Annotated in this window: 24 protein-coding genes, 1 other RNA gene and 1 pseudogene; 15 read left to right on the plus strand and 11 right to left on the minus strand. The window is 70.6% G+C overall.

The genetic code is table 11. The annotated features are described in order from the left end of the window. Positions 1-37: 37 nt before the first annotated feature. Positions 38-1780 carry a M28 family metallopeptidase gene (locus ACT53Q_RS12355; RefSeq protein ID WP_476186954.1) on the plus strand — a complete coding sequence of 581 codons (1743 nt, stop codon included), beginning with the start codon at positions 38-40 and terminating at the stop codon, positions 1778-1780. A 76-nt stretch (positions 1781-1856) separates the two neighbouring features. Here ACT53Q_RS12355 and ACT53Q_RS12360 read toward each other — a convergent pair whose 3' ends face one another. The 3 genes from ACT53Q_RS12360 to ACT53Q_RS12370 form a co-directional block, all read right to left on the minus strand. Then, positions 1857-2408, minus strand: coding sequence for a hypothetical protein (locus ACT53Q_RS12360; RefSeq protein WP_476186955.1), 552 nt, complete (start codon positions 2406-2408; stop codon positions 1857-1859). A 121-nt stretch (positions 2409-2529) separates the two neighbouring features. Further along, entirely contained in the window at positions 2530-3675 is a 1146-nt protein-coding gene (locus ACT53Q_RS12365) for an NAD(P) transhydrogenase subunit alpha (RefSeq protein WP_476186956.1), read from the minus strand. Positions 3676-3838: 163 nt separating this feature from the next. Beyond that, positions 3839-6385: a DUF1631 family protein gene (locus tag ACT53Q_RS12370; RefSeq protein ID WP_476186957.1), complete on the minus strand. Its 2547-nt coding sequence runs from the start codon at positions 6383-6385 to the stop codon at positions 3839-3841. Here ACT53Q_RS12370 and ACT53Q_RS12375 point away from each other — a divergent pair. From ACT53Q_RS12375 to ACT53Q_RS12390, 4 genes are read left to right on the plus strand one after another with little or no spacing between them, the layout of a single operon-like run. Then, positions 6352-6945: a nitroreductase family protein gene (locus ACT53Q_RS12375; protein WP_476186958.1), complete on the plus strand. Its 594-nt coding sequence runs from the start codon at positions 6352-6354 to the stop codon at positions 6943-6945. The genes ACT53Q_RS12370 and ACT53Q_RS12375 overlap by 34 nt on opposite strands. Then, on the plus strand, positions 6942-7925 hold the full coding sequence (locus ACT53Q_RS12380; protein WP_476186959.1) for a 5'-3' exonuclease: 984 nt from the start codon (positions 6942-6944) through the stop codon (positions 7923-7925). Before ACT53Q_RS12375 ends, ACT53Q_RS12380 begins: the two co-directional genes overlap by 4 nt. A 23-nt stretch (positions 7926-7948) precedes the next feature. Then, a complete protein-coding gene (locus ACT53Q_RS12385; protein ID WP_476186960.1) occupies positions 7949-8506 on the plus strand; it encodes an NUDIX hydrolase in 558 nt (185 codons plus the stop codon). Between the two features lie 4 nt (positions 8507-8510). Next, positions 8511-9047, plus strand: a complete 537-nt coding sequence (locus tag ACT53Q_RS12390; RefSeq protein WP_476186961.1) for an endonuclease V — start codon at positions 8511-8513, stop codon at positions 9045-9047. Between the two features lie 147 nt (positions 9048-9194). Here the strand turns inward: ACT53Q_RS12390 and ACT53Q_RS12395 are convergent, their stop codons facing one another. Beyond that, positions 9195-10520, minus strand: coding sequence for an aminopeptidase P N-terminal domain-containing protein (locus ACT53Q_RS12395; RefSeq protein WP_476186962.1), 1326 nt, complete (start codon positions 10518-10520; stop codon positions 9195-9197). A gap of 56 nt (positions 10521-10576) precedes the next feature. Then, positions 10577-11119 (minus strand): UPF0149 family protein, encoded by a 543-nt coding sequence (locus ACT53Q_RS12400; protein WP_476187195.1) that lies wholly within the window; start codon positions 11117-11119, stop codon positions 10577-10579. Between the two features lie 140 nt (positions 11120-11259). On the opposite strand from ACT53Q_RS12400, the gene ACT53Q_RS12405 reads away from it, so the two are divergent. The 7 genes from ACT53Q_RS12405 (at position 11260) to rpiA (ending at position 16308) form a co-directional block, all read left to right on the plus strand. Next, positions 11260-13503 carry a putative bifunctional diguanylate cyclase/phosphodiesterase gene (locus tag ACT53Q_RS12405; protein ID WP_476186963.1) on the plus strand — a complete coding sequence of 748 codons (2244 nt, stop codon included), beginning with the start codon at positions 11260-11262 and terminating at the stop codon, positions 13501-13503. A gap of 31 nt (positions 13504-13534) precedes the next feature. Continuing rightward, entirely contained in the window at positions 13535-13756 is a 222-nt protein-coding gene (locus tag ACT53Q_RS12410) for a TIGR02449 family protein (RefSeq protein ID WP_476171835.1), read from the plus strand. Positions 13757-13766: 10 nt separating this feature from the next. Beyond that, entirely contained in the window at positions 13767-14057 is a 291-nt protein-coding gene (locus tag ACT53Q_RS12415; protein ID WP_476186964.1) for a cell division protein ZapA, read from the plus strand. 138 nt (positions 14058-14195) lie between these two features. Further along, positions 14196-14382: non-coding RNA, 6S RNA (gene ssrS, locus ACT53Q_RS12420), on the plus strand. Between the two features lie 211 nt (positions 14383-14593). After that, positions 14594-15187, plus strand: a complete 594-nt coding sequence (locus tag ACT53Q_RS12425; protein WP_476186965.1) for a 5-formyltetrahydrofolate cyclo-ligase — start codon at positions 14594-14596, stop codon at positions 15185-15187. Continuing rightward, the gene (locus ACT53Q_RS12430) at positions 15184-15648 is read left to right on the plus strand and encodes an EVE domain-containing protein (protein WP_476186966.1); all 465 of its coding nucleotides are present in this window, start codon (positions 15184-15186) and stop codon (positions 15646-15648) included. Before ACT53Q_RS12425 ends, ACT53Q_RS12430 begins: the two co-directional genes overlap by 4 nt. A 12-nt stretch (positions 15649-15660) precedes the next feature. Beyond that, the gene (rpiA, locus tag ACT53Q_RS12435; protein WP_476186967.1) at positions 15661-16308 is read left to right on the plus strand and encodes a ribose-5-phosphate isomerase RpiA; all 648 of its coding nucleotides are present in this window, start codon (positions 15661-15663) and stop codon (positions 16306-16308) included. Between the two features lie 42 nt (positions 16309-16350). Here the strand turns inward: rpiA and ACT53Q_RS12440 are convergent, their stop codons facing one another. Continuing rightward, positions 16351-17046 carry a hypothetical protein gene (locus ACT53Q_RS12440; RefSeq protein WP_476186968.1) on the minus strand — a complete coding sequence of 232 codons (696 nt, stop codon included), beginning with the start codon at positions 17044-17046 and terminating at the stop codon, positions 16351-16353. Between the two features lie 243 nt (positions 17047-17289). Here ACT53Q_RS12440 and ACT53Q_RS12445 point away from each other — a divergent pair, with 243 nt between their 5' ends. The 3 genes from ACT53Q_RS12445 to ACT53Q_RS12455 all read left to right on the plus strand — a co-directional run bounded on the left by ACT53Q_RS12445 (position 17290) and on the right by ACT53Q_RS12455 (position 20299). Further along, on the plus strand, positions 17290-18666 hold the full coding sequence (locus ACT53Q_RS12445; RefSeq protein ID WP_476186969.1) for a DNA polymerase Y family protein: 1377 nt from the start codon (positions 17290-17292) through the stop codon (positions 18664-18666). Between the two features lie 208 nt (positions 18667-18874). After that, positions 18875-19540 carry a hypothetical protein gene (locus ACT53Q_RS12450; protein WP_476186970.1) on the plus strand — a complete coding sequence of 222 codons (666 nt, stop codon included), beginning with the start codon at positions 18875-18877 and terminating at the stop codon, positions 19538-19540. A 48-nt stretch (positions 19541-19588) separates the two neighbouring features. Further along, a complete protein-coding gene (locus ACT53Q_RS12455) occupies positions 19589-20299 on the plus strand; it encodes a hypothetical protein (protein ID WP_476186971.1) in 711 nt (236 codons plus the stop codon). A 329-nt stretch (positions 20300-20628) separates the two neighbouring features. Here ACT53Q_RS12455 and ACT53Q_RS12460 read toward each other — a convergent pair whose 3' ends face one another. The 5 genes and pseudogenes from ACT53Q_RS12460 to ACT53Q_RS12480 all read right to left on the minus strand — a co-directional run. Then, positions 20629-21063, minus strand: a complete 435-nt coding sequence (locus tag ACT53Q_RS12460; protein ID WP_476186972.1) for a hypothetical protein — start codon at positions 21061-21063, stop codon at positions 20629-20631. Between the two features lie 96 nt (positions 21064-21159). Beyond that, the gene (locus ACT53Q_RS12465) at positions 21160-21420 is read right to left on the minus strand and encodes a hypothetical protein (protein WP_476186973.1); all 261 of its coding nucleotides are present in this window, start codon (positions 21418-21420) and stop codon (positions 21160-21162) included. 32 nt (positions 21421-21452) lie between these two features. Then, complete coding sequence (gene pepQ / locus ACT53Q_RS12470) at positions 21453-22784, minus strand: Xaa-Pro dipeptidase (protein WP_476186974.1); 1332 nt, start codon at positions 22782-22784, stop codon at positions 21453-21455. A 184-nt stretch (positions 22785-22968) separates the two neighbouring features. Then, the gene (locus ACT53Q_RS12475) at positions 22969-23316 is read right to left on the minus strand and encodes a PilZ domain-containing protein (protein WP_476171823.1); all 348 of its coding nucleotides are present in this window, start codon (positions 23314-23316) and stop codon (positions 22969-22971) included. Positions 23317-23522: 206 nt separating this feature from the next. Continuing rightward, a pseudogene (locus ACT53Q_RS12480) lies at positions 23523-25961 on the minus strand (DUF1631 family protein); the annotation flags it as partial. Positions 25962-25981: the final 20 nt, after the last annotated feature.

Raw genomic sequence — 25981 nt, forward strand, 5'->3', positions numbered from 1 at the left:
CCGTACACTCGGGGATTCCGCACCTCCGGAGTTCCCGATGTCCCGTTTCTCTCCCGTACCCGCCTCGCGCGGGCTGCTGCTGGCGCTGGCCGCGGCGGCGGCGCTGACCGCCTGCAAGCGCGATGCCGAAGCGCCCGCCCCGGCCGCCGCCGAACCGGCAAAGCCGGCCGCCTACGCCTTCAAGGACGCGATCGATGCCGGCGATTTCGCCGAGCACGTGAAGACGCTCGCTTCGGATGACTTCGAGGGCCGCGGCCCGGGCACGCCCGGCGAGCAGAAGACCGTCGACTACATCAAGGCGCAGTTCGAGCGCATCGGCCTGCGGCCCGGCAACGGTGACAGCTGGTTCCAGACCGTGCCGATGATGGAGACCACCGCGGACGAATCGACCACCGCGTCGATCGACGTGAAGGGCAAGCCGCACGCGCTGAAGTTCGGCACCGACATGGTGATCGGCACGCGCACCGGCCAGCCGGAAGTGAAGGTCGAGAACAGCGACCTGGTGTTCGTCGGCTACGGCGTGGACGCGCCGGAGCAGAAGTGGAACGACTACGCCGGCGTCGACGTGAAGGGCAAGACCGTGGTCATGTTCGTCAACGACCCGGGCTTCCACGCCAACGACGCGACGCTGTTCGAAGGCAAGCGCATGACCTACTACGGGCGCTGGACCTACAAGTTCGAGGAAGCCGCGCGCAAGGGCGCCGCCGCCGCGCTGATCATCCACGACACGCCCGGCGCGTCGTACGGCTGGGACGTGGTGAAGAACTCGTGGTCCGGCGCGCAGTACGACCTGCGCGTGGCCGACGACCCGGCCCCGCGCGTGCCGCTGCAGGGCTGGATCACCGGCGACCAGGCGAAGGCGCTGTTCGCCGACGCCGGGCTCGATCTCGACGCGCTGCGCGCCGCCGCCAACAAGCGCGGCTTCAAGGCGATGCCGCTGCCGGCAAAGCTCACGGTCACGCTCAAGAGCACGATCGTCGAGAAGGAATCGCGCAACGTCCTCGGCGTGCTGCCGGGCACCGAGCGCCCCGACGAGGCCGTGGTCTACATGGCGCACTGGGACCACCTCGGCAAGCATCCCGACGAGACCGGCGACAACATCTACAACGGCGCGGTCGACAACGCGACCGGCGTGGCCGGCATCCTCGAACTGGCCGAACGGTTCGCGAAGCAGGGCAAGCCGAAGCGCTCGGTGCTGTTCGCCGCGGTGACGCTGGAGGAATCCGGCCTGCTCGGCTCGAAGTACTACGTCGCGCACCCGACGATCCCGCTGGACCGCACCGTCGGCGTGATCAACCTCGACGCGATGAGCGTCGCCGGCCGCGCGCACGACCTGACCGTGGTCGGCATGGGCAACTCCGAACTCGAGGACGTGCTCAAGCCGATCGTCGAGCAGCAGGGTCGCCACCTCGTGCAGGAGTCGACGCCGGAAGCCGGCCACTACTTCCGCTCCGATCACTTCAACTTCGCCAAGGCCGGCGTGCCGGCGCTGTACATCGATGGCGGCACCGACCTGCTGGAAGGCGGCACCGCGGCCGGCGAGGCGGCAGGCAAGGACTACAACGAGCACCGCTACCACAAGCCCGGCGACCAGTACGACGCGGCGACGTGGAAACTGGACGGCGCGATGGAGGACCTGGCCGCGGTCTACCAGGTCGGCGAAACGCTGGCGAACGGCGAAGGCTGGCCGAACTGGTTCACCGGCAATCCCTTCCGCGCCGCCCGCGACGCGATGATGAAGGCGAATCCGCCGCCTGCGGCCGGTGCGCCCGCGCACTGAACGCGGTAGCCATGCGTGATGCGGAAACGGCGCCTTTCGGCGCCGTTTTCGTGTCTGCGGTGACGTCGGGAAAACGTCAGAGCGTGCGGTGCGCGGACGCCTTCCAGGCGAGTGCGTCCTCGGTGACCTGGAACGCGTTGCGCTTCTCCGGCTCGCGCAGCCTGCGATCGGCCTCGGCCTGCTGCTCGCGCTGCTGGTTCTGCGTCGCGACCTTGTCGTGCAGTTGTTCCTGGGTCTGGCGCTGCGACTGCTCGACGTTCACGTAGCCGTTGAAGATCGGCTCCTTGCCGACCTTCTCGGCCATCATCACGTGGCCGTTACGCACGTCCATGTACTCGGGCTTCTCCGACAGGCCGGGCGTGTGCCGCGCGGTCAGCACCACGTCGGTGGCGACCTTCTTCGCGTCGTCCTCGGTCATGCCGGTCTTGTTCTGGACCAGGTTCATCGCCCGCTCGAACAGCTGCCGCTCGGCCGGATTCATCTCCAGCTCCTGGCGCTTGGGCGGGGTCTGCAGCATCGGGCCGCTGCGTTCCAGATCGGGCGGGGCGACGCCGTGCGCGCCGACGGCCCGGGGGGCTTCCTCATGGCCGGGTGCACCGGACGTCTGGTTCGGGAAGCGTTCGCTCATGGTGGGTCTCCTGCGGGTGCCGACGGACGCCCCTGTCCCGTCCCGGCCGGAGGCCCGAGCTTACTGCGGATTTCCGGCCGGCGCACGCGGCCGGCCCGGGCACGCCCCGCCAAGGCCGGCCTCAGCCGGCGGCGGCGCGTTCCGGCCAGACCGTCTTCGCCAGCAGTTCGTCGTTCCAGTCGAACTGCAGGGCGCCGGTCTTGTCGATCATCAGCGACACGAAATTCAGCACGTTGCGGGCGAACATGTCGCTGGCGTGCATGGCGCCGCTGCTGGCGAGGTTGAGCGGGCCGGAGACGAGCACGCCGCCGTGCGAGACGTTGTCGCCCGGGCGGGTCAGTTCGCAGTTGCCGCCGGTCTCGGCGGCCAGGTCGACGATGACGCTGCCGGGCTTCATGCCGGCCACCATCGCCGCACTCACGATCTTCGGCGCCGGGCGACCCGGCACCGCGGCGGTGGCGACGATCACGTCCACCCCCTTGAGGTGTTCGGCGAGGCGCTGCTGCTGGAGCGCGCGCTCCTCGTCGGTGAGCTGGCGGGCGTAGCCGCCCTCGCCCGCGGCGCTGACGCCGAGGTCGAGGAACTTGCCGCCCAGCGATTCGATCTGCTCGCGGGTCTCGGGCCGCACGTCGAAGCCCTCGACCTGCGCGCCGAGGCGCTTGGCGGTGGCGATGGCCTGCAGGCCGGCGACGCCGGCGCCGATCACCAGCACCTTCGACGGGCGGATGGTGCCGGCGGCGGTGGTGAGCATCGGGAAGAACTTCGGCGCCAGCTGCGCCGCGATCAGCATCGCCTTGTAGCCGGCCATGCCGGCCTGCGAGCTGAGGATGTCCATGGCCTGCGCGCGCGTGGTGCGCGGCAGGCGTTCCAGCGGGAACGCGACGATGCCGCGCGCCTGCAGCGCTTCGCCGCGGGCGGCGTCGGCCTGCGGCTGGAGCATGCCGACGAGCACGGCGCCGGGCTTCATCGCGGCGATGGCGTCGGCGGCCGGTGGCTGCACGCAGACGAGGATGTCGGCGGCGGCGAGCACCACGGCCGCATCGTCATGCAGTTCGGCGCCGGCATCGGCGTAGGCGGCATCGGGCTGGTTCGCGCCTTCGCCGAGGCCGCGTTCGATCGCGACCCGCGCACCGGCGGCGACGTACTTCTTGCAGGTTTCGGGCGTCAGCGCCACGCGTCGCTCGCCCGGCGCATGTTCGCGCACCGCGCCGACGATCACTTTCGGGGCTGCCGCCTGCTGCGCCGCCGCTTCCACCGTTTCCGCCATCGCCCGTCTCCCCATCGCTCCTCACCGGTTGTCCGCATCCTAGCAGGTGCGGGCATGCGCGGGCGTCATCGACACGCGCGCCGCCCGCGCGCGGGATGCGGCGGGCGGCGACGGGAACGTGGGCGCGTGGACCCGGATCGGATTCGCGCGGCGGCGACGACGATCAGGACGTGGACGAAGACGACGTCGGTGCGTGGTCGGGCAGGTCGAGCTGCTGCCACAGTTCGCGCATGGCTTCGTCGAACGGCGGCTCGGACGAACGCAGCAGGATGCGGCCGCGGGCGACCAGCACCGCCATTTCCTCGGGCGACAGCACCAGCTTGCGCATGCCGCGACGATTGACGATGAGGTAGCGCGAACTGAGCGGGCTGGTCCAGGCGATGCGGGCCGCAGTCTCGCGGCCGTCCTCTTCCACCAGCCGCAGGTTCTGGCCCACGCGCAGGCGACGGATCTTGGCGACGAGGGTCGGATCGGCATCGGCACCGGCGCCGGGACGCAGGCCGCCCCATTGCGCGGCGTCGTTGACCTCGGGGACTGCGTCCTCGTTCGCCAGCGGATGCAGCTGGCGCGGCTGGTCCGGGAACGCCAGCGCAGCGACGATCTTCGCCAGCGAATCGCGCGCGGCGGAGGCGTCGAGGCCGCAGCTGGCGTAGCAGCGACCCAGCGGGCCCTGCAGTTCGAGGATCTTGTCGGCGACCTTGCCGCCTTCGCAGCGGGCGGCGTCGTGGTCGGCCTGCACCAGGCCGTCGCCGATCGACAGCGCAGACAGGTACTGCGCGGAACTCGGGCCTTCGCGCAGCCAGGTCTGCACCAGGTGATGGCGCCAGTGCCCGGTGAGGAATTCGGCGATGCCGTCGGTCAGCGCGTGCTGGCCGAGCTTGGCCGCCAGCAGTTCGTCGACGGTGCGGCGCGCGTGGTGCAGGCGCTCGCGGCCGCCGACCGCCTCGGCCGCGCGCTGTTCGGCGACCTCGCGGATCTTGCGCTGCTGCTCGAGGTGGTCGCGCAACTCGGACGCGGCCATCTCGAAGATGGTCTTGTCGTCGCGGTATTCCTCGACGACCTTGTCCACCGCCAGTTCGGCGTGGGTCAGCGTCTGCTGGTCCTGCGGACTCTCGCCGTTGTTGCCGTCGCAGGCTTCGCTCAGCGCTTCCAGCAGGCGCCGGCCGGGATGGCCGCGCTGGTCGAAGAGCGTGTCGTCGCTCAAGGCGAGCTTGAGGTACGGCGCGACGAGGCGGCCGTACATGGCGCGCGAACGCGGCATCGGCGCGTAGCCGCGGGCAAGGGTCTGCAGCAGGATCGCGACCAGGTCGATCGCGTCCTCGTCGACTTCGTTGAAACGGGTCTGGGTGGGATCGAGGCCCATCTGCCGCGAGCCGCTGACGATCTGGTCGCGTATCACCGCCGACAGCGGCCGTTCGGCGTCGTCGGTCAGCGCGCGGACGTAGGGTTCGGGGTCGTCGCTCTGCAGGATGTTGGCGATGCCCATCAGCTCCTGCGGCCCCAGCACGCGGATGCCGTTGAACATCGCGCCGCCGGCGTCACCGCCGCCCGGACCGCCCGGATGGCCGACGCCGGCACCTCCGCCGAACCCGCCGCCACCGGAGCCGCCGCCTGCGAATCCGCCCGCGCCGGCCTGACCGGGGAACGGCGACACCGAGCCGCCGCCCGGACCCGGCACCGCACCGCCGCCGCGCCGCAGCACGGCCTGGCGCCAGGCGCGCAGTTGCTGGTGCACGGTCTCGCGATAGCGCAGCGGGCGCTGGTCGTCGGACAGCATGCCGCCCGAGCCCGGCGGAAGCGGCGCTTCGCCGTGCGCGCCCGGTCCCTGCTGCGGCACCGCGCCCTGCGGACCTTGCTGCCCCTGCGGCCGGCCTTCGACCAGACCGCCGTCGGGCGTCCAGCCGCCCGCGGAAGACGGCATGTGGCCGGCCTCCTCGCGGTTGGTGAAGCCGTGTTCGAGCTGGGTGTTGATCTTGGTGTAGAGCTCGTCCAGCGACTTCGACAGTCGCTTCTCGAGCTGGAGGAAGATGAGGCGGCGCAGTTCGGGGGTGAGGTCGTCCTCGCCGAACAGCTTCACGAACGCCTGCACCGGCACTTCCGGGCGCAGCGGGTTGGTGCCCGGCGCCTGCCGCGGCAGCCCCAGCGACGTCGCCAGCGCGTCCAGCCGCTCGTGCAGCGTGTGCAGCGGGTGCATCAGCTGGTATTCGAGCAGTTCGACGATCTGCTGGCCCGACAGGTGCACTTCGAGCTGGGCCTCGGACATCAGGCTCAGGCTCTTGTTGTCGACCGCGCGCGGGCGCGGGTTGCGCCACTGGTCGAACGCGGTCTCCAGCGCCTCGCGATAGCGGCTGGCGAGTTCCAGCGCGCGCTGGCTGAGCAGGCGGATGGCGAGGCGGTCGTCGTAGATCGCGCGGCTGTCCGGGCTGGCGATGGACGCGAGCCGGACCTGTTCCTCGATGTCGCCCCAGAAGCCCGCCAGGATGCCCGAGAGCGCGGTCACCGCATCGCGGCGAACCGTCTCGAACACTTTTTCAGCGCTCGGGCGGGCATGGGGGGGGTACCCGCCGGCGTACCGGCCGTTGTCATCCATATGGGGTCGTGTCAGCGGAGCTTTCGGGGGAGAATGGGAGCCACGATGCAGACTACAACGATCCCCGAAAGGGGTGGACGGCTTCTGTGACTTCCTCCTCAAATCATCCCTCGTCCGCATTGCAGGTACTGGATGCCCGACGGTCGGTCCCCAGCCGCCAGCTCGGCGCCCCGGGACCGGACGACGCGACCCTGCTGCGGATGCTGGCGTCGGCCGTGCGCGTGCCCGACCACGGCAAGCGCGTGCCCTTCCGGTTCCTGCGCATCGCCGGCGACGCCCGCCTCGCGCTGGGCGAGCGCCTGGCCGCGCGCAGCCGCGCCCGCGACCCGCAGGCGCCCGAGGCCGCGATCGAAAAGGACCGGATGCGCTTCGGCTTCGCGCCGGTGGCGGTGACGGTGATCGCCCGGCTCGGCCCGGACGAGAAGATCCCGGAACAGGAGCGCCTGCTGTCCGCCGGCAGCGTCTGCTTCGCGCTGCTCCAGGCCGCGCAGGCGCTGGGCTACGGCGCGCAGTGGCTGACCGGCTGGGCCACGTACGACCCGGAGATCCGCGCGCTGCTCGGCGTGGGCGACGACGAGGTCATCGCCGGCTTCATCCACATCGGCACCGCGCAGGGCGACGTGCCCGAACGCGAGCGGCCCGATCCGGCCGCGCTGCTCACCGACTGGACCCCGGCATGACCGGCTTCGGGCAGGACGAGGACGTCCTTGACCGCGACCTGCCGTCCGGCGAGCCGCCGGTCTACCTGATCGACGCCAGCATCTACGTCTTCCGCGCCTGGCACACGATGCCGGCCGAGTTCACCGACGCCGACGGCTGGCCGACCAACGCCGTCGCCGGCTTCGCGCGCTTCCTCCTCGACGTGCTGGAACGCGAGCGGCCGAAGCACATCGCAGTCGCCTTCGACGAGGCGCTGGACACCTGCTTCCGCAACGCGCTGTACCCGGCCTACAAGGCCAACCGCGACCCGGCGCCGGAGGAGCTCAAGCGCCAGTTCGCGCACTGCCGCGCGGTCTGCGCGGCGCTGGGCCTGACCGTGCTGGGCCATCCCGACTACGAAGCCGACGACCTGATCGGCAGCGCGCTGGTGCAGGCGCGCGCCGCGGGGCATCGCGGCATCGTCCTGTCCGCCGACAAGGATCTGTCGCAGCTGCTGCACCTCGGCGACGAACAGTGGGACTACGCCCGCAACCAGCGCTGGGGCGTGCACGGGGTGAAGGCGCGCCACGGCGTGGAAGCGCACCAGATCGCCGACTACCTCGCGCTGTCCGGCGACGCCGTCGACAACATCCCCGGCGTGCCCGGCATCGGCCCGAAGACGGCCGCGGTGCTGCTGGCGCATTTCGGCGACCTCGACAGCCTGCTGGCGCGGGTCGACGAGGTGCCGTTCCTGCGCCTGCGCGGCGCCGCGCAGGCCGCGGCCAAGCTGCGCGAGCACCGCGACGCCGCGCGCCTGTTCCGGCAGCTGACGACGATCGCCTGCGACGCGCCGGTCGGCGACACCGCACCGCGCTTCCATCGCGGCCCCGCCGACGCCGCCACGCTCGGCCCGCTGTGCGAACACCTGCGCTTCGGGCCGATGACCCGGCGCCGGCTGTACGCCGCGGGCGGGCTGGATTTCGCACCGGCGGCCGCACCATTCGAAGACGAATATCGGTAGGGCTGCAAACCGACGAGGACCGCATGACCGATCACGAAGAAACCGTGTACGAAGGCCGCTGGCTGCGCCTGAAGCGGCGCGGCACTTGGGAATACTGCGAACGCACCCACGGCCGCGACGGCATGGCGGTGATCATCGTCGCGGTGACGCCGGACGACGAGGTGCTGTTCGTCGAGCAGTACCGCGTGCCGCTGGGCGCGCGCACCATCGAGATGCCGGCCGGGCTGGTCGGCGACCTCGTCCACGGCGACGGTGCGGAGGACACGCTGGAACGCGCCGCACAGCGCGAACTCGCCGAGGAAACCGGCTGGCATCCGGAGAAGGTCGAAGTGCTGCTGATCGGCCCCACGTCCTCGGGCATGAGCAGCGAACGCATCGCCTTCGTGCGCGCCAGCGGACTGGTGCGCGTGGGCGACGGCGGCGGCGTCGACGGCGAGGACATCACCGTGCACACCGTGCCGCGCGCCGAAGCCCCGGCCTGGCTGGTGGCGAAGCAGCGCGAAGGCTACGAACTCGACCTCAAACTCTGGGGCGGGCTGTGGATGATCGACCGCAACCCGGACGGCTCGCCGGCGGCGTGAGTCGGTGACGACGCGATCGCCTCGCGACACCAGCGGCTTGCGGATCCTCGCCACCGACGTGCACTACGCCGACGCCGGCGCGGTCGCCGCGGGCGTGCTGTTCGACGACTGGTGCGCCGCAACACCGCAGCGCGCCGTGACCAGCCGCTTCGACACCGTCGAGGCCTACGTGCCCGGCGCGTTCTACCGGCGCGAGCTGCCCTGCCTGCTCGGCCTGCTGCGCGAACATGACCTGCAGCCCGAGATCGTCATCGTCGACGGGCATGTGTTCCTCGACGATGCGGGTCGCCCGGGGTTGGGCAAGCATCTGTTCGACGCGCTCGACGGCCGCGTGCCCGTGATCGGCGTGGCCAAGACCGCGTTCGTCGGCATCGGCGCGGACCATGCGGTGCTGCGCGGCGACAGCATGCGGCCGCTCTACGTCACCGCCGCCGGGCTGCCGCTCGCGGAAGCGCAGGCGCACGTCCGCGCGATGCACGGCGCGCATCGCCTGCCGACGCTGCTGAAAGCGGTGGACCGGCTGTGCCGGCATCCGGACTGAGGCTTCATCCGCCCCTCTCGTAGAGCGGATCGCAGATCCGCTGCCACTCGTCCCGGATCGACGAGGTCGAAGACGCGGCATCGGCGCAGGTCTGCGGACACGGGACAGCGGATCTGCGATCCGCTCTACGGGAACCGCTTCAGCGGCTCACCCGCCCGCCATGAAATCCTCGATCTCGTCCGCGCTGCGGGCGAGACCGTCGGTGAGCACGACGTGGCCGTCCTTCGTCACCAGGATGTCGTCCTCGGTGCGGATGCCGATGCCGCGCCAGCGCGCGTCCACCGACTTGTCGTCCGCGGACACGTACAGGCCCGGTTCGATGGTGAACACCATGCCCGGTTCGAGCAGGCGCGATTCGCCGTCGAGACGGTATTCGCCGACGTCGTGCACGTCCAGGCCCAGCCAGTGCCCGGTCTTGTGCCGGTAGAAACGCTTGTAGTGCCCCTCGGCGAGGTTCTTCTCCAGCGTTCCCTTGAGCAGGCCGAGCTTCAGCAGGCCTTCGGTCAGCGTCTCCACCGCGGCGACGTGGCCGACCTCGTAGGGCACGCCCGGCTGCGCCTGTGCAAGCGCCGCGCGCTGGGCCGCGCCCACCAGGTCGTGCAGCGCGCGCTGCGCAGGCGTGAAACGGCCGCTGACCGGGAAGGTGCGGGTGATGTCGGCCGCGTAGCCGCGGTATTCGGCGCCGGCGTCGACCAGCACCAGCGCGCCGTCCTGCGCCTGCGCACGGTTGGCGCGGTAGTGCAGCACGCAGGCGTTCTCGCCGGCACCGACGATGCTGCCGTAGGCCGGCTCGGCGTCGTGGCGGCGGAACACGCGCTCGATCTCCGCCTGCAGTTCGTATTCGTGGATGCCCGCGCGCGCGACGCGCATCGCGGCCTGGTGCGCCTCGATGCTGATGTCGGCGGCGCGCTGCATCAGCCGCAGTTCCTCGCGGTCCTTGAACAGCCGCATCTCGTCGAGCAGGTGCCCGAGTTCGAGGAATTCGTGCGGCGGCTGCGCGCCCATCCGCACCTGTGCCCGCACCCGGTTGACCCAGCCGATCAGCTTGAGGTCGAACTCGGTGTCGCGGCCGAAGTGGTAGTAGACGCGCGAGCGGCCTTCCAGCAGCCCGGGCAGGATCTCGTCAAGGTCGTCGATCGGGTAGGCGTCGTCCATGCCCAGCGCGTCGACCGCGCCTTCCGGGCCCACGCGCGGGCCGTCCCAGCCTTCGCGATCGGGGTCGCGCTCGCGGCAGAACAGCAGCGACTCGCCGTGCTTGCGGCCGGGAATCAGCACCAGCACCGCCTCGGGCTCGGCGAAGCCGCAGAGATACCAGAGGTCGGAATCCTGCCGGTACGGGTAGTGCGTGTCGCGGCTGCGGATGCGCTCCGGCGCCGACGGGATCACCACGATGGCGTCGTCGCCGGCCATGCGCATCAGCTGGCGGCGGCGGCGGACGTAGGTCTGGGCGGAAATGCCGGTCTGGGTGGCCATGCGTCGGGGCGGGACAGTGGAACCGGGGTCAGCAGGACGAGATCAGTGGGACGGGATCAGTGAAGCTGGCGGCGATGGCGGGCGCCCATCGCGCAGTCGCCGTGCAGCAGCAGCGCGGCGACGCGGACGAACTCCTCGATCTCGACCAGCGCGTCCTCGTCGTCCTCGTCGCCTTCCTCCTGCGCGGTGGCGGCGGCGAGCTTCGCCAGATCCGCCAGCGCCTCGCGGCTGTCCTCGCCCAGCGGCGGGTGCTGCCCGGCCGCCAGACCGAAGCCGCCGAGGAAGCCCCGGCACCAGTCGAACAGGGCACCACTGCGCTCCACCAGCGGCGCTTCGGCGCCCGGCACCAGCAGCGTGAAGCCGAAGTCGCGGTCCTCCATCTGCGCGACGCTGGCGGCGCGCAGGCGGTCGAGGGCGTCGCCGGCGACCGGTGCGGCCAGGGCGTCGTCGGCGAGGACCTGCGCCAGCCAGCGCGGGGAATCCTGGCCGCCGCCGGCGAGCCAGCCGCAGAGCGCACCGTGCAGCTCGGAGGCGGCGACGCCGAGGCCGCGGGCGCGGATCGCGCCGTCCACCGCGTCGAGATCGGGCAGTTCCGGCATGGGCTGGGCGGACATCATCGGCGGTCGTCGGCGTCCTTCGGCGGTGGCGCAGTGTACAACGGCCCGCCGCGCGGCCTCGCTCGGCAAGCGCCCCCGGAGCCCGTACACTGGGCGCTTCGCCGGGGGCGCCGGGGGGCCTCATGCCGGATACCGCGAACCTGCAGTTGTACGTCGCACTGGCCGTGGCCGGCGCGGTGCTGCTGGTGCTGGTGTTCGCGCTGGGCCGCCGCGCACGCGCCGAGAAGCGCTACTCCGCCCAACTGCGCGACCGCGAGGAACGGCTGAAGCTCGCGCTGTGGGCGTCCTCCGAGCAGTACTGGGACTACGACCTCAAGAGCGGGCACATGCACCGCATGTGGGTGGAGACGCGCGGCCACGGCGACCTGCACGTCCGCACCATCACCGAAAGCGACCACAACATCCATCCGGACGACCGGCCGCAGGTCGACGCCAAGCTGCGCGCCCACCTGCGCGGCGAGGCCGAGCTGTTCATCTCCGAGCACCGCATCCTCGACCAGCGCGGCGAATGGGTCTGGGTCCGCGCCCGCGGCCGCGCGGTCGACACCGCTCCCGCCAACGGCGACAACCGCGTGCGCCGGATCGCCGGCACCGCCCGCGACATCACCCGCGTGCGCCAGGCCGAACGCGAACGCCGGATCGCGATCGCCGTGCTGCGCAGCATGAACGAAGCGGTGATGGTGCTGGACCGCGACTTCAACTTCATCTCGATCAACCCGGCCTTCACCCGCACCACCGGCTACGCCGAGCGCGAGGTGCTGGCCCAGAACGCCAGCCTGCTCGACAGCAACCAGCACGACGTCGCCTTCTACAACCGCATCCGCCAGCGCCTGGCCAACGAGGGCCACTGGGCCGGCGAGATGTGGCAGCGGCGCAAGAACGGCCAGGAATTCCTGTGCCAGATCGAGTCCAATGCGACCGAGAGCATCCACGGCGAGCACCGCATCTACATCGCGGTGATCACCGACATCACCCAGCAGAAGCGCGCCGAACAGGAACTGCGCTACCTCGCCAATTTCGACACCCTGACCAACCTGCCCAACCGCGCGATGCTGTCGGAACGGCTGTCGCGGGCGATCGTGCGTGCGCGCCGGCAGGACCACCGCATCGCAGTACTATTTCTCGACCTGGACCGGTTCAAGGACATCAACGATTCGCTGGGCCACACCGCCGGCGACCGCATCCTGCGCGCGGCGGCGATGCGCCTGCAGGAAACCGTGGGCGAGCACCAGACCGTCGCCCGCCTCGGCGGCGACGAATTCACCGTGGTGCTGGAGAACCTGAGCGAACCCGCCGACGCCGACAAGGTCGCGCGCGAGATCATCACCGCCTTCGAGGCGCCGCTGGTGCTCGACGACCGCCAGGAAGTGGTGATCTCGCCGTCGATCGGCATCAGCCTGTACCCGGACCACGGCCAGGTGCCGACCGAACTGCTGAAGCAGGCCGACACTGCGATGTACCAGGCCAAGGCCGCGGGCCGCCGTACCTTCGTGCGCTACGACGACCACATGGAGATCGCCAACCGCCGGCGCGCGCAGCTGTCGAGCGCGCTGAACAAGGTGCTGGACCGCGGCGAACTGCGGCTGGTGTTCCAGCCGCGCATGTCGCTCGTCGCCCGCCGCATCACCGGCGTCGAGGCGCTGCTGCGCTGGACCAGCGAGGACTTCGGCGAAGTGCCGCCGGTCCAGTTCATCCCGCTGGCCGAGGAAAGCGGCCTGATCCTGGAGATCGGCGAGTGGGTGCTGCGCGAGGCCTGCCGCACGCTGCGCCGCTGGCACGACGCCGGCCAGACCGGGCTGACGATGGCGGTCAACGTGTCGGTGCTGCAACTGCTGCGCGGCGACTTCACCGAGATCGTGCGGCAGGCGCTGGTCGACACCGGCATCCCGCCGCACGCGCTGGAACTGGAACTGACCGAAAGCGTGCTGATGGCGAACGCCGAGCAGTCCGCGGCCAAGCTGCAGGCGCTGCGCGAGATGGGCGTGTCGCTGGCGATCGACGACTTCGGCACCGGCTATTCGTCGCTGGCCTACCTCAAGCGCCTGCCGATCACCACGCTGAAGATCGACAAGACCTTCATCACCGACCTGAACCGCGACCCGGACGACACCGCGATCACCACCACCGTGATCACCATGGCCCACTCGCTGGGCCTGACCGTGGTCGCCGAGGGCGTGGAGACCGAGACCCAGCTGCGGTTCCTCGACCACTTCCGCTGCGACGAGATCCAGGGCTACTGGCTGTCCCGCCCGGTCGATGCGGAGACCTGCCAGCGGTTCATCCGCGAGTGGTCGCCCGCGGCCACCTCGGCGGCGGTCGCGGCAGCCGGCGGGATCCCGGTGCCGGCCGGCACCGGCCACGCTTGACCCCCGGCGGGCGCCTGCCTATCGTGCCCGGATGCAGACCGCCGACGCCATCGCCGAACTGCGCGCCCTCGCCGCCCGGGTCGACGCCCTCGCCCAGCGCGTGCAGCGCCTGAGCGAAGAGAACCGCAGCCTGCGCCTGCAGCAGGAGCAGATGGCCAGCGAACGCTCGCAGCTGCTGGCGAAGAACGAACAGGCGCGTTCGCGCGTGGAAGCGATGATCGCGCGGCTGAAGTCGCTGGAACAGCACACGTGAGCCACCGCCCATGAGCGAAGCGGTTAACATCCGGATCCTCGACCGCGAGTACACCGTCGGCGTCGATCCGGAGCAGCGCGAAAGCCTGCTCGCCGCGGCGCGGCTGCTCGAGACGAAGATGCGCGAAGTGCGCGGCGGCAACCGCATGGCGGCCGTCGACCGCGTCGCGGTGCTCGCGGCGCTGAACCTCGCGCACGAACTGGAACTCCTGCGCGAAAGCCAGCGCGTGCGCGATCGCGAACTCGCGCAGACGCTCGCCGACCTGAACCGCAGGCTCGACGCACTGCCGTCGACGGACTGAGCCGCATCGCCGCGCGATGCGCGGGAAACATGCGGGAAACACGGCATTCGATGTTCCACGCGATGCGCACATGCACGCCGCGCGCTTTCGCGACGCATGGCGCTTGCCATCGTCGGCGACGCGCCTATACTGCGTCTGCGTCCTCTGCCGTGACCGACGGTGTGCGCAAACATTCGCCTTGTCCCTTAATGACGACCACGGGGGCGCAACGGAATCCGGGTGTGCATGTCCGCCTTCGCAGCGGGAAGCCCGATGGAAGCCAAGCGTTCCCACTTGAACCCCGGGTTCAAGGTCGTTTCGCACGCATCGACATGGCGGAGGATGCCTTCGATTTCCCGGCGCGCCGCGCACGCGCACGACAGGGCCCGCGTCGCGCGACGCGGGCCTTTTCGTTTCCGCGACATGACGAATGCACGACGGATGCACGGCACGCTGCCGCCACGCCGCCCGCCATCGCCGCATCGCTTTGATGTCCATGTGACGCATGGCGCACAATGCGCCTCCGACTTCCCCCTTCGCGCCCTCTGCTTCCGTCGATGAACGATGCCCACGATCCGGCGCGCGACACCCTGCGCCGCACGCTGCGCGACGCCCGCCGCGCCCTCGCGCCCGCGACGCGCATCGCCGCCGCCGAAGCGCTCGCCGCGCGGCTGCTGGCGCTGCCGTTCGCGCCGCAGGCCGGCCACGTCGCCGGCTACTGGGCGATGGACGGCGAGATCGCGCTGCACGTCTGGCAGCTGCGGCTGCCGTCGGCGGTGCAGTACTGCCTGCCCGTGCTGGGCGACGACGGCCGGCTCGGCTTCGCGCCCTGGCGCCCGGGCGAGGCGCTGGTCGCCAACCGCTTCGGCATCCCCGAACCGGTCGCGACCCCGCTGCCGGCCAGCGCCATGGCCCTGATCGTCACCCCGCTGGTCGGCTTCGACGCCGCCGGCCACCGGTTGGGCATGGGCGGCGGCTGGTACGATCGCACCCTCGCCTTCCGCCACGCCGCCGCCGCGCCGCCCTGGCTGGTGGGCGCGGGTTTCACGGTGCAGCGCGTGGACGCGCTGCCCGCCGAGGCCTGGGATGTCCCGCTGGACGCGGTCTGCACCGACACCGACACGTTCCTTCCGCACACGACGCCCGCATGAGCCGCATCCGCCACTGGCTGATGAAGTCCGAACCCGAGGACTTTTCCATCGACGATCTCGCCCGGGTCAAGGTCGAGCCGTGGACCGGCGTGCGCAACTACCAGGCGCGCAACTTCATGCGCCAGATGCAGGTCGGCGACGGCGTGCTGTTCTACCACTCCAACGCCGACGTGCCCGGCGTGTACGGCGTCGCCGAGGTCGCCACCGCGGCGTATCCCGATCCCACCCAGTTCGACCGCAAGTCGAAGTACTTCGACGAGAAATCCACGCGCGAGCAGCCGCGCTGGGACCTGGTCGACGTGCGCCACGTGCGCACCCTCGGCCGCGGCATCCCGCTCGACGAGATCCGCGCGCAGGCCGACCGCCTCGGCGAGGACTTCGCGTTGATCCGCAAGGGCAACCGCCTTTCCGTGCTGCCGGTGACCACCGCGCAGTGGAAAACCATCCTTTCCCTCGAATAAGTGCCCCATTCCATGTCCGAAGCGAAACGCCTGGCCGCCGAGAAAGCCCTCGACTACGTCGAGGACGGCATGATCGTCGGCGTCGGCACCGGTTCCACGGTCGCCTATTTCATCGACGGCCTCGCCCGGATGAAGGACCGCATCCAGGGCGCGGTCTCCAGCTCCGAGCAGAGCACCGCGCAGTTGCGCGGCCACGGCATCGACGTGCTCGAACTCAACGCCACCGGCCCGCTGGCCCTGTACGTGGACGGCGCCGACGAATGCGACGGCCACAGGCGCCTGATCAAGGGCGGCGGCGCCGCGCTGACCCGCGAGAAGATCATCGCCGAGGCCAGCGCGAAGTTCGTCTGCATCATCGACCCGAGCAAGCAGGTCGGCATCCTCGGCCGCTTCCCGCTGCCGGTGGAAGTGATCCCGATGGCGCGCAGCCTGGTGGCGCGCGAGATCCTGCGCATCACCGGCGGCCAGCCGGTGTGGCGCGACGACGTCGTCACCGACAACGGCAACTGGATCCTCGACGTGCACGGCCTCGCCATCACCGACCCGGTCTGCATGGAGCGCGACCTGAACCAGATCCCCGGCGTGGTCAGCGTCGGCCTGTTCGCGCGCCGCCCCGCCGACGTGGTGATCGTCGGCGGAGAGCCGCTGGTGATGCTGTAACGTCCGGAGCGACTGCGCTTCGGTGACGATCGGCGACGCTGCTCAGCGGATGTTGCCGATCGTGTTCTTCGCGGTGTCGTGGCGCGCCTTCAGCACGCCGCCTTCCACAGCGAAGGCCAGGTCGATGCGGATGCGCTGCGGTGCGGCCATGCGCACCTGCGTCTTCAGCGTGTCCTTGAGGCCGCTGGTCGCCTTCTCGACCACGACGCTCAGCACGTAATCGCCGTCGCCCAGCGGCTCGGTGACGTCGACATCGCCGTTGGCGCGGCGCTGGCTGGCCAGCGCTGCCGGCGCGGCCGTGCGCGCGTACGACGCGGCCGCGGCGCCACTGCCACCGGAGAGATTGCCGACCGACGACACCGCGGCCGACACGATGCCGGCGCCGGGGACGGCGCCGCCTGCCATCGCCGCCCTGCCTTGCCCGGGCGTCAGCGGCGCCAGGGTCATGGCATCCAGATCGGCGCGGTAACCGCTGCCGTCGGGGAGCGCCACGGTGCAGGTCGCGGGGCCGCAGGTGATCGTCAGGCTGGCGCCCTGGGACACCGCGCTGCCGGCGGCATGCAGGCCCGCGTTGACCTTCTCGCCGAAGGTGGCGCCCTGGGTCTGCTTCGGCACCGTCACGTTCATGGAGATGCGGTTGGGCATCCCGCCGTTGATCCCGTTGATGCCGCTCGCCGCGGCGGCACCCGCCGCCAGCAGCCCCACCGTCAGCACGACCGCACGCAAGCCCCTGGACATGGCACGCTCCCCTCTCGTGGATGAGGGCCGAGTATGGCCACACCGGCGAAGCGGCCTCCAGCCGGCAACGGTCACGCCCTGCCCGCCGTTCATGCTCGGCCGCCGGTCGGGTCGGCGTCGATGGCCGGCCGGCGGTGCCATAATCGCCTTCCCGGTCCGGCGACCGGGCCCGGGGACCTCCCCACCGAACCACCCGCACGCCCGTTGGGGCGGACGTGCCGCAGCCTTCCTGCGACCCGCCCCATGACCCTGCGCTGTCTCTTCGTCGACTTCAATTCGTACTTCGCCTCGGTCGAGCAGCAGGACGACCTGCGCCTGCGCGGCCGGCCCGTGGGCGTGGTGCCGGTGATGGCCGACACCACCTGCTGCATCGCCGCCAGCTACGAGGCCAAGGCCTTCGGGGTGAAGACCGGCACGCCGGTGTGGGAGGCGAAGCAGCGCTGCCCGGACATCGTGCTGCGCCAGGCGCGGCCCGCACGCTACGTCGAGGTGCACCACGCGCTGATGGACGCGATCCAGGACTGCATCCCGCACGGCACGCCGGAATCCATCGACGAAGTGCCCTGCTGGCTGATCGGCCGCGAGCGCGTGCGCGAGAACGCGATCGAAATCGCCGGACGCATCAAGCGCACGATCCTCGACCGCGGCTTCGACGCCATCGGCTGCTCCATCGGCATCGCGCCGAACAAGTTCCTCGCCAAGACCGCGTCCGACATGCAGAAACCGGACGGCCTGACCGTGCTGGAACAGGACGACCTGCCGCATCGCCTGCACGCGCTGGAACTGCGCGATTTCTGCGGCATCGGGCCATCGATGGAGAAGCGCCTGAAGCGCGCGGGCATCCACACGGTCGAGCAACTCTGCGCCGCGACCCGCGAACACCTGCGCGCGGCCTGGGGCAGCATCGAGGGCGAACGCTACTGGCTGCAGTTGCGCGGCTTCGAGCTGCCCGCGCGCAAGAGCGAACGCGGCTCGGTCGGGCACTCGCACGTGCTGGGGCCGGAACTGCGCAGCTACGACGGCGCGCGCTCGGTGCTGTTCAAGCTGCTGGCGAAGGCAGCGATGCGCCTGCGCCACGAAGGGTTCCTCGCCGGCGGCCTCGCCATCCGCATGCGCTTCGTCGGCCGCGACGAACGCTTCGAGCGCGACCTGGCGTTCGCGCCGATCGACGACACCCCGACCTTCCTGAAATTGCTCGGCGACAGCCTGCGACCGCTGGAACGCGCCCTCGCGAACGGGCGCTGGAAGGAGCGTCGCCATCCGCCGCTGTCGGTGTCGGTGACGCTGGTGCACCTCGAACCGCGCGGCGCGATCAGCGGCGAACTCATGCCCGAACGCCACCGCAGCCGCGAGATGAGCGCGGTGCTCGACAAGATCAACCAGCGCTACGGCAACAACGCGCTGTACTTCGGCGCGATGCAGCACGCGCTCGCCGAGAAGGCCGCGCCGATGCGCATCGCCTTCGGCCAGATCCCGAAGACCGACCTCGAGGAAGACGTCGGCATCGTGCAGGAAGCGCTGGACGGCCACGAGCTGTGGCTCAAGCGCGAACGCCAGTTCAGGGTGATGGCGGAAACCGCGCATCGCGCAGCGCGGGAGAAGCGCGGCGCCACGCCTTGAACGGCCGCTGCGCGATCGCAGGCCCAAGCTGAAGACAAACGCGATGGCACGCACCGATGCGGCCATCGCGGCGTATCACGCGAAATCCCGCGCAGGATTGGCCGCGAATCCGCCGCATGCGCGTTGACTGGCATGGGCACGACGGCCGCAGGATGCGCACCATTCTCGGAACGCGCCCCTCTTCCGGCCACCAACATGGAGTGTGGACATGCAAAAGACCAAGACCGCTGCCGCATCGCGCGATCGCAGCGTCCTCAGCGCGGCGGAAGCCGCGAAATCGACCCGTCGCGACCTCGAGATCGGGGCGAAGAAGACCGTCGAACTCGACGCGTCGTCCGCGGCGCACGCCCGCGTACGCCTGGCGTCCATCGACGACCTCAAGCGGATGTCGTTCCTGCCCGAGGGGCTCGACGAGAAGCGGCTCGCGGAAGCGATCCGCGCCGACGACGACGAAGCGATGCAGAACGCGCGCCATACCTTCCGCCAGGACGCGCACGCCTGCGCCTGCAGTGGCGGCGGCGAGGTGCGTCCCGCGGATGCGTTCCGCGCGCACTACGGCCGCCTGCGCGGGCAGTGCCATCCGCATCTGGCGCGCAGCCTGACCGAGGTCTATCGCCGCGACATCGCGTGGGACGATCTGCTCGCCGTCCACGCCTACCGCTGGTGGGAGCGCCTGCGGGTGCGGCCGGGGTTCGAGATCGGCGTGTTCCTGCTGCACGACATCATCGTGGGCAAGAACGGGACGCTGTCGGTGTCGCCCTCCGCAAAGCTGCTGTGGGCGAACGACATCCGCATCCACGTCGGCGGCACCATCCGCTCTTCCGGCGCCTACCTCAAGATCAAGTGCGCCTCGATCCAGGGAAACATCGCCTGACGCGCCAGCGGCGCGCGGCGACGCTCATCAACGAAAAGGACGAACACCATGGCGAACATCATCATGAACGGCCCCACCGGACCGACCGGCTTCCAGGGCGCGGACGGCAACGGCGGCGGCGCCGGCAACAACGGACAGAAAGCGAACTGCAACTGGATCGACGACGACTGCGCGACGCGCGGCGGCCCGGGCGGCAACGGGACACCGGGCGGCGAAGGCGGCCCGGGCGGGCCCGGCGGCCACGGCGGCACCATCATCCTGGAAGCGAACACGCTGCTCCCGGGCGTGTCGATCCAGGCGCGCGGCGGCAACGGCGGGGCCGGCGGTCGCGGCGGCAACGGCGGCAACGGCGGCAAGGGCGGCAAGGGCGGCGACGGCGACGACTGCGAGTTCGGTCGCACCGGCGGCAATGGCGGACGCGGCGGCGACAGCGGGCGCGGCGGCCAGGGCGGCCCCGGCGGCAACGGCGGCAGCATCGCGGTCACGGTCAAGGTCGATGCCACGCTCGGCAATTCGCCGCCGCTCGATGCCAGCGCGGGCTCCGGCGGCCAGGGCGGCGTCGCGGGGACACCGGGCAACGGCGGCGCGCCGGGCGACGACGGTGCGACCACCGGCGTGTTCTCGTCGAGCAGCGACTGCCCCAATCCGGGACCGCAGCCGCAGTGGGGCGACAACGGCAATACGCCGACGCCGGGCTCGAACGGCAATGGCGTTTCCGGCAACGCCGGCCAGGCGCAGTTGTACGTCACCGGCCCGTGAACCAACGCGTGCGACGACGGGACGATCCCGTCGTCGCGCAGGGCATCGACGCTCTTTGTAGGAGCGACGTGAGTCGCGACCCGATGCGCTCGCCGCGTCGCGATTCACGTCGCTCCTACGAAAAGCGAAGGCGTAGGGTGGGCCCTGGCCCACCATTGCGGCTGATCCGATCGCACCGCACATCGAACGAAGCGCCCACCTACGCTAACGGACACGGCAGCCTCCCGGATTGTCATCCCGAACGCGGGCGAAGCCCGCGGAGGGATCTGCTGTTGGCGGCGCGTCGCTCCCCGCTTTTCCGATCACCGAAGAAGACGTTCGGAGGCAGGTCAGCGGTCAGATGCGGGATAGGTGGACAGCGTCAGACGCACGCCGAGGCGCCCCATGGCAGAGAGCAATTCCGGGGGAAAGTCGAAGGACGTAAAGAATAGATCGCGAATCTCGGCAGCGAAATCGAGCACGACCATTTCCACGCCGGGAAAGGCCACAAGCCCGCGCACGAAAGCGTCATTCCGGGAAAGGAACGCCAGCGCGTCGTCGGACTGGGTTTCCAACTCCGAAAAATCGGCCGTGCTGACGACGAAGGAGAGACCGGACGTTCTGGACGGATGACGCTTCGACAGCGTCGCTTCGCCTTTTAGCCAAACCCTGTCCGGTCCAAGGCCACCGCCGGCCAGGAACAGATCGACATCGAAATGTTCACCCGCGGCGCGAAGGACACACGACATGACAAGGGATCGGCGCCGGCCCGGGAACAGGGCCATGATGTCGAGCCTGCGCTTGCGCCGCCGACGGGTCAACCTCCCTGCTGCGCGCGGCCACGGGAAACGATGGCCGCCACGCCTGGAGATTCGCAAGCCTCACCGCCCGATCACGCCAAGCGCAAGACTCAGCGCAGGAAGCAGATACCACGCGAGCAACACGCACACGCCAATACGTTGCCGCACATGGCGAATCGATCGCAGCCAGACGATGCTCGACACGATCCCGAGCAGATGGCCGGCGATGAGTACGATACGAAAAGGTTCGTCAGCACCATACAGCGGCAGAAGCACCAGCATGGGCGCGCACAGCACCGCGATCGGTACGTACCAGCGCGGCCGGATCGACTTTGGGCTCACGCGTCGCGCCTTCCGGCGCTCCTACAAGCGCATCACCCCGCCGCAAACCCTTCCCGCGTCAGGTTCACCGCATCGCCTTCGGTGCACACGACATCGTCCTCGATGCGGATGCCGCCGAAAGGCTTGAACTGCGCGACGCGGTCCCAGTTGATGCTCGGGCCGAGGCCCTTGTCCTTGAGTGCGTCGAGGAGCATGTCGATGAAATAGATCCCCGGTTCGATGGTGACGACCATGCCGGGTTCGAGGGTGCGGGTGAGGCGCAGGTACGGATGGCCGTCGGGTTTCGGGATCGTGCCGCCGGCGTCGGAGGCGGCGAAGCCGGCGACGTCGTGCACCTGCAGGCCGATGCCGTGGCCGATGCCGTGCGGGAAGAAGGCGCTGCTGACGCCGGTTTCCACCGCGACTTCGGGTGAAACGTGGATCAGCTCGAAATACTTGAGGATGCGGGCCAGCGAGAGGTGCGCGTCGAGGTGGATCTGGCGGTAGTCGGTGCCGGCGCGGACCTGCGCGCACATGCGCTGCTGCGCGGCGTCGACGGCGTCGATCATCGCCTGGAATTCGCCGCCGGTGTCCGCGGCATAGGTGCGGGTGATGTCGCAGGCGTAGCCGCGATGGCTGGCGCCGGCGTCGATCAGGAAGCTGCGCGCGTGCGCGGGCGCGGTGCGGTCGCGATCGGTGTAGTGCAGCACCGCGGCGTGTGCGTCGAGGCAGACGATGTTGGTGTACGGCAGGTCGTGCGCGTCCTGGCGCGCGCCCTGGCAGTAGGCCAGGTGGATGCCGAACTCGCTGGCACCGGCGCGGAACGCACGCTCGGCGGCGCGGTGCCCGCGCACGCCCCAGCGCGTGGCTTCGCGCATCATCGCGATCTCGTACGGCGTCTTGTACGCGCGGTGGTAGTGCAGGTAGTCGAGCACCGCCTGCGGGTTGTTCGGCGCATAGGCGCCGTACGCGCCGAGCGCGCTCTGCGCCTCGCCGAGGATCGCGCAGCGCGCGGCGTTCTTCGGCAGCAGGTGCTTCGCGTCGTCGGCCTCGCGGATGACGTGGATGTCGAAGTGCTCGACCCATTCGCCGCTGGGCGCCTGCGGCACCACGTGCCAGTAGTCGTGCGGCTGCAGGAAGATCAGCTGCGGGCGCTGGCCCGGCGTATGCACCAGCCAGCTGCCCGGCGCGTGCGTGACCGGCAGCCACGCCTTGAACTGCGGATTGACCGCGTAGGGATAGTCGCGGTCGTCGAACAGCTGGTAGTGCAGCGTGCCGCTGGGCACCACGAGGTGGTCGAAGCCGCCGCGCGCCAGCGCCGCATCGGCGCGGGCGCGGACGACGGCGAGGTGATCGGCATACAGGCGGGACGGATCGGCGGTCATGGCAGGCTCGCGGGAAGTGGGGAAAACGACCGCGCCCACGGGCCGGCCGGACGCTCAGAGCGTGTCATGCACTTTTCCATGCACCGCGTTGCGTCCCCGGGCCGCCGAGGCAAGGTCAGTGGCGCAGCCTTGGCTCGCGCCCGCGGACGGGCTTCGCGGCGCATGGAAAAGTGCATGACACGCTCTAATCGTAATGCGCACCAGGCGCTTCGACCCACGCATGCAGCGCGTCGCGATGGGCGTCGCTCATCGAGATGAACCGGAAGCCGGCCCACGACTGCCCCGGCGAACTGGCGCGGTCCAGCCACAGCAGGTGCATGCCGGCCTCGATGTCGGTGGCGCCGTCGCCCGGCAGGCGGAAGCGGAACTGGTACAGCGCGTCCTCGGTCAGCGGCACGCTGGCGATCAGCAGCATGCCGCCTTCGGACAGGTTGCCGACGCGGCCGACGATCTCTTCGGTCATGACGTCGGCGACGCGCACGGTCTCGGCGACCTTGCGCCGCGGGGAACGCCGGTGTTCGCGGGCGGTCATGGCGTGTCTCCCTTCGGCGGCGGCGCGGATTCGTCACCGATCAGGCCCGGGTAGGGTTCGACGGTGCGCAGCGGTGGCGGCACGGCGGTGGCGACCGATCGCGCGGCGGCGCTTTCCGGCGGCACCACGGGCGCGGCCGGGACGGAGCGCACGGCGATGTCGGCCGGCGGCGCGGCGGCTTCGTCCTCGGCGCCTTCGCGACGCGTGCCGGTGAGGGTGCGCAGGGCGTTGATGGCGGCGTGCCAGGCACGATCGACCAGGCCGGCGCGCTGCGCGGTGACGATGCGCACCTGGTCCTTGGCCATCATCCGCGCGAGGCTGTCGAGCGAGTGCTCGCCGACGCGCTGGCCGCGCTGGTTGACGAACAGCGCGTTGCCGGTGACCGGGCTGAACCACGACATGCGGCGGCGGATGACGTCGCCCTGCTGGTTGGTGACGAATTCCAGCCATGTGCCGAACGGCAGCAGGCGCAGCTGTTCGTAGCACTCCTGCTCGTGTTCGCTGCGCGTCGGCAGGTCGGGCTTGCGCGCCTTCTGCGCCGCTTCCTCGCCCAGGCGCACGCGCGCCTTGAGCTTCATCGTCAGTTCGGTGCGGGACTCGCCGTCCTCGTCCTCGCGGAGGCTGCTCGACAGCCGGCGGGCGATGACGTCGGCTTCCTCGTCGTGGTAGCCGACCTGCTTGAGCGCGCTCTCGACGTGCGTCTTCAGCGCCGGGTGTTCGGCATCGGTGTCGCGATGGGTGCAGGCGGCGACGACCTGGCGCGTGGCCTCAAGCTGGCGCTTCCACTCCTCCGAGCCTTCGCCGTGGCGCAGGAAGGTGAGCGTGAGCACGTCGGCCCACGACTGGTTGAGCAGGGCGCGGGTGAACTTGGGCAGCGACGCATCGCCCATCACCTCGGCCAGCACCTGCTCGGCGCGCTGCTTGGCGGCCTCGAGCTTTTCCTTGCCGCGCGCGGCCTCGACGTGGCGCTTTTCGAGCGTCTCGGCGCGCCTGGCCTGCGCGTCGATGTGGGTCTTCAGCTGCTGGTTGCTCTGCTCGAAGACGGCGACGTCGCCATCGAAGTTCTTGACGGCGTGGGTGACGGCCTCCTGCAGCGGCGTCAGCAGCGACGGATCGATGTCGTCGTCGCCCAGCCATTTCGCCGCGGTTTCCGACACCGTGCCCAGCAACTGGCGCGCCGGATGGTTCGGGCGGACGAAGAAGGCGCGGTCCTGCAACGCCACGCGCAGCAAGGTGACCTGCAGGCGCTTGACCAGCGCCGCGGCCGGGGCGTCGTCGCGGATCTCCTTCTGCAGGTGGTTGTACAGCAGGCCGAGCAGATCGAAGGTGTCGTTGTCGGCCGGGGCCAGCGCCACCGGCTTGCCGTACTGCTGGCGGGCCTGCGCCAGCAGCGACTGCTTGATGTCCTCGATGGTCGCCGCGCCGCCGGGCATGGTCGGCTCGGCGTCCATCCGCCCCAGCGTCTGCAGCAGGTCGCGGGTGGTGATGGGGGTCTCGCTGCGCGCGCCGGGCGGGACCGGATTCAGGCGCTCGTTCTGCAGCCGGCGCTGGCTGAGCAACTGGTGCAGCTCGCGGAACGCCTGCATCTCGTTGACTTCGGCCTGCGGCATCGCCTGCCCCAGCCACACGGTGTGCGGGCGGTTGGCGTCGTACGGGGCGTCGCCGCCGCCGGGCGCACCGGAAGGACCGGGCGCCTGCGCGCCGCTGCCCGACGGACCGGCCGCATGACCGCCGAAACCGCCCATCGGCCCGCCGCCGCGGGTCCCCGCGCCGGCCGGCCCGCCGCCGGGCGCACCGTCCGACCGGGCACCGCCATGCGGCGACGGCGCGGCACCGGCCTGTCCGGGCGTACGCTTCGGTGCGGGCTCCTCGACCGTGCGCACGTTCGGCGCGTCCTCGTCGCCGGCCCCGCTGCGCGACCGCATCGGCACGTAGCTGAGGCCGGGCAGCACGCCCTCCTCCAGCAGCAGCGCGTCGAGCTTCTCGCACAACCCGGGGTACTGCGACATCACCCGGCGGTCGAACGTGCGGTAGAACAGCAGCCGCGCGCCGTGGTCGAGCTGCAGCGGTTCGACCGAGTGGCGAATGGCGCGGCACAGCGCCTGCGGGCCCAGCGGGATGCGTTCGCCGTCGAAGGCCGGCGCGGCGGCCAGCACCGCGAAGCGCTGGCCCAGCAGGTGCAGCACGAGGTTGGTGCGCGATTCCTGGCGCGACGCGATCTCGTGCAGCACCGCACCCTCGTCCATCATCGATTCGTCGACGAGGCTGAGGTTGCGGAAATTGAGCGGCTGCGGCGGCGTGGACGGCGACCGCGACAGGCCGGGCGGCAGGCCGGGCTTGCGCAGGCCGGCGAGGCCGGCTTCCAGCAACTGCATGAAGCGCGGCACCAGGTCGTGCCGGTTCAGCCGCACCACGCGCAGGATGTGCATGTAGTCGGTGCCGCCACCGCCGCCGGTGGTGCCGCCGCGCTCGGCCAGCCGGAAGAGTTCTTCCTCGAAATCGGAGATGGCCGCGACGAGGTTCTTCTCCAGTTCCTCGCTGACCAGCGCCAGCGTGCGGTCGAGGCTGCGCCGCACGCGGCGGGGAAGCCCGGCGGTGGCCAGGGTCTTCGGCGCTTGGTCCTGCGGGTCTGTCGGCGCTGCCATCTCAACCTGTCGAAGTGCGA

This window comes from Lysobacter sp. DMC97 (assembly GCF_056313745.1).

Coding starts and splice junctions, on each gene's coding strand:
- ACT53Q_RS12355 (WP_476186954.1), top strand. CDS start 38: ATGTCCCGTTTCTCTCCCGTACCCGCCTCGCGCGGGCTGCTGCTGGCG.
- ACT53Q_RS12415 (WP_476186964.1), top strand. CDS start 13,767: ATGAGCGAAGCGGTTAACATCCGGATCCTCGACCGCGAGTACACCGTC.
- ACT53Q_RS12405 (WP_476186963.1), top strand. CDS start 11,260: ATGCCGGATACCGCGAACCTGCAGTTGTACGTCGCACTGGCCGTGGCC.
- pepQ (WP_476186974.1), bottom strand. CDS start 22,784: ATGACCGCCGATCCGTCCCGCCTGTATGCCGATCACCTCGCCGTCGTC.
- ACT53Q_RS12425 (WP_476186965.1), top strand. CDS start 14,594: ATGAACGATGCCCACGATCCGGCGCGCGACACCCTGCGCCGCACGCTG.
- ACT53Q_RS12370 (WP_476186957.1), bottom strand. CDS start 6,385: ATGCGGACGAGGGATGATTTGAGGAGGAAGTCACAGAAGCCGTCCACC.
- ACT53Q_RS12440 (WP_476186968.1), bottom strand. CDS start 17,046: ATGTCCAGGGGCTTGCGTGCGGTCGTGCTGACGGTGGGGCTGCTGGCG.
- ACT53Q_RS12430 (WP_476186966.1), top strand. CDS start 15,184: ATGAGCCGCATCCGCCACTGGCTGATGAAGTCCGAACCCGAGGACTTT.
- ACT53Q_RS12360 (WP_476186955.1), bottom strand. CDS start 2,408: ATGAGCGAACGCTTCCCGAACCAGACGTCCGGTGCACCCGGCCATGAG.
- ACT53Q_RS12395 (WP_476186962.1), bottom strand. CDS start 10,520: ATGGCCACCCAGACCGGCATTTCCGCCCAGACCTACGTCCGCCGCCGC.
- ACT53Q_RS12450 (WP_476186970.1), top strand. CDS start 18,875: ATGCAAAAGACCAAGACCGCTGCCGCATCGCGCGATCGCAGCGTCCTC.
- ACT53Q_RS12445 (WP_476186969.1), top strand. CDS start 17,290: ATGACCCTGCGCTGTCTCTTCGTCGACTTCAATTCGTACTTCGCCTCG.
- ACT53Q_RS12460 (WP_476186972.1), bottom strand. CDS start 21,063: ATGGCCCTGTTCCCGGGCCGGCGCCGATCCCTTGTCATGTCGTGTGTC.
- ACT53Q_RS12400 (WP_476187195.1), bottom strand. CDS start 11,119: ATGCCGGAACTGCCCGATCTCGACGCGGTGGACGGCGCGATCCGCGCC.
- ACT53Q_RS12380 (WP_476186959.1), top strand. CDS start 6,942: ATGACCGGCTTCGGGCAGGACGAGGACGTCCTTGACCGCGACCTGCCG.
- ACT53Q_RS12365 (WP_476186956.1), bottom strand. CDS start 3,675: ATGGCGGAAACGGTGGAAGCGGCGGCGCAGCAGGCGGCAGCCCCGAAA.
- ACT53Q_RS12410 (WP_476171835.1), top strand. CDS start 13,535: ATGCAGACCGCCGACGCCATCGCCGAACTGCGCGCCCTCGCCGCCCGG.
- rpiA (WP_476186967.1), top strand. CDS start 15,661: ATGTCCGAAGCGAAACGCCTGGCCGCCGAGAAAGCCCTCGACTACGTC.
- ACT53Q_RS12455 (WP_476186971.1), top strand. CDS start 19,589: ATGGCGAACATCATCATGAACGGCCCCACCGGACCGACCGGCTTCCAG.
- ACT53Q_RS12385 (WP_476186960.1), top strand. CDS start 7,949: ATGACCGATCACGAAGAAACCGTGTACGAAGGCCGCTGGCTGCGCCTG.
- ACT53Q_RS12475 (WP_476171823.1), bottom strand. CDS start 23,316: ATGACCGCCCGCGAACACCGGCGTTCCCCGCGGCGCAAGGTCGCCGAG.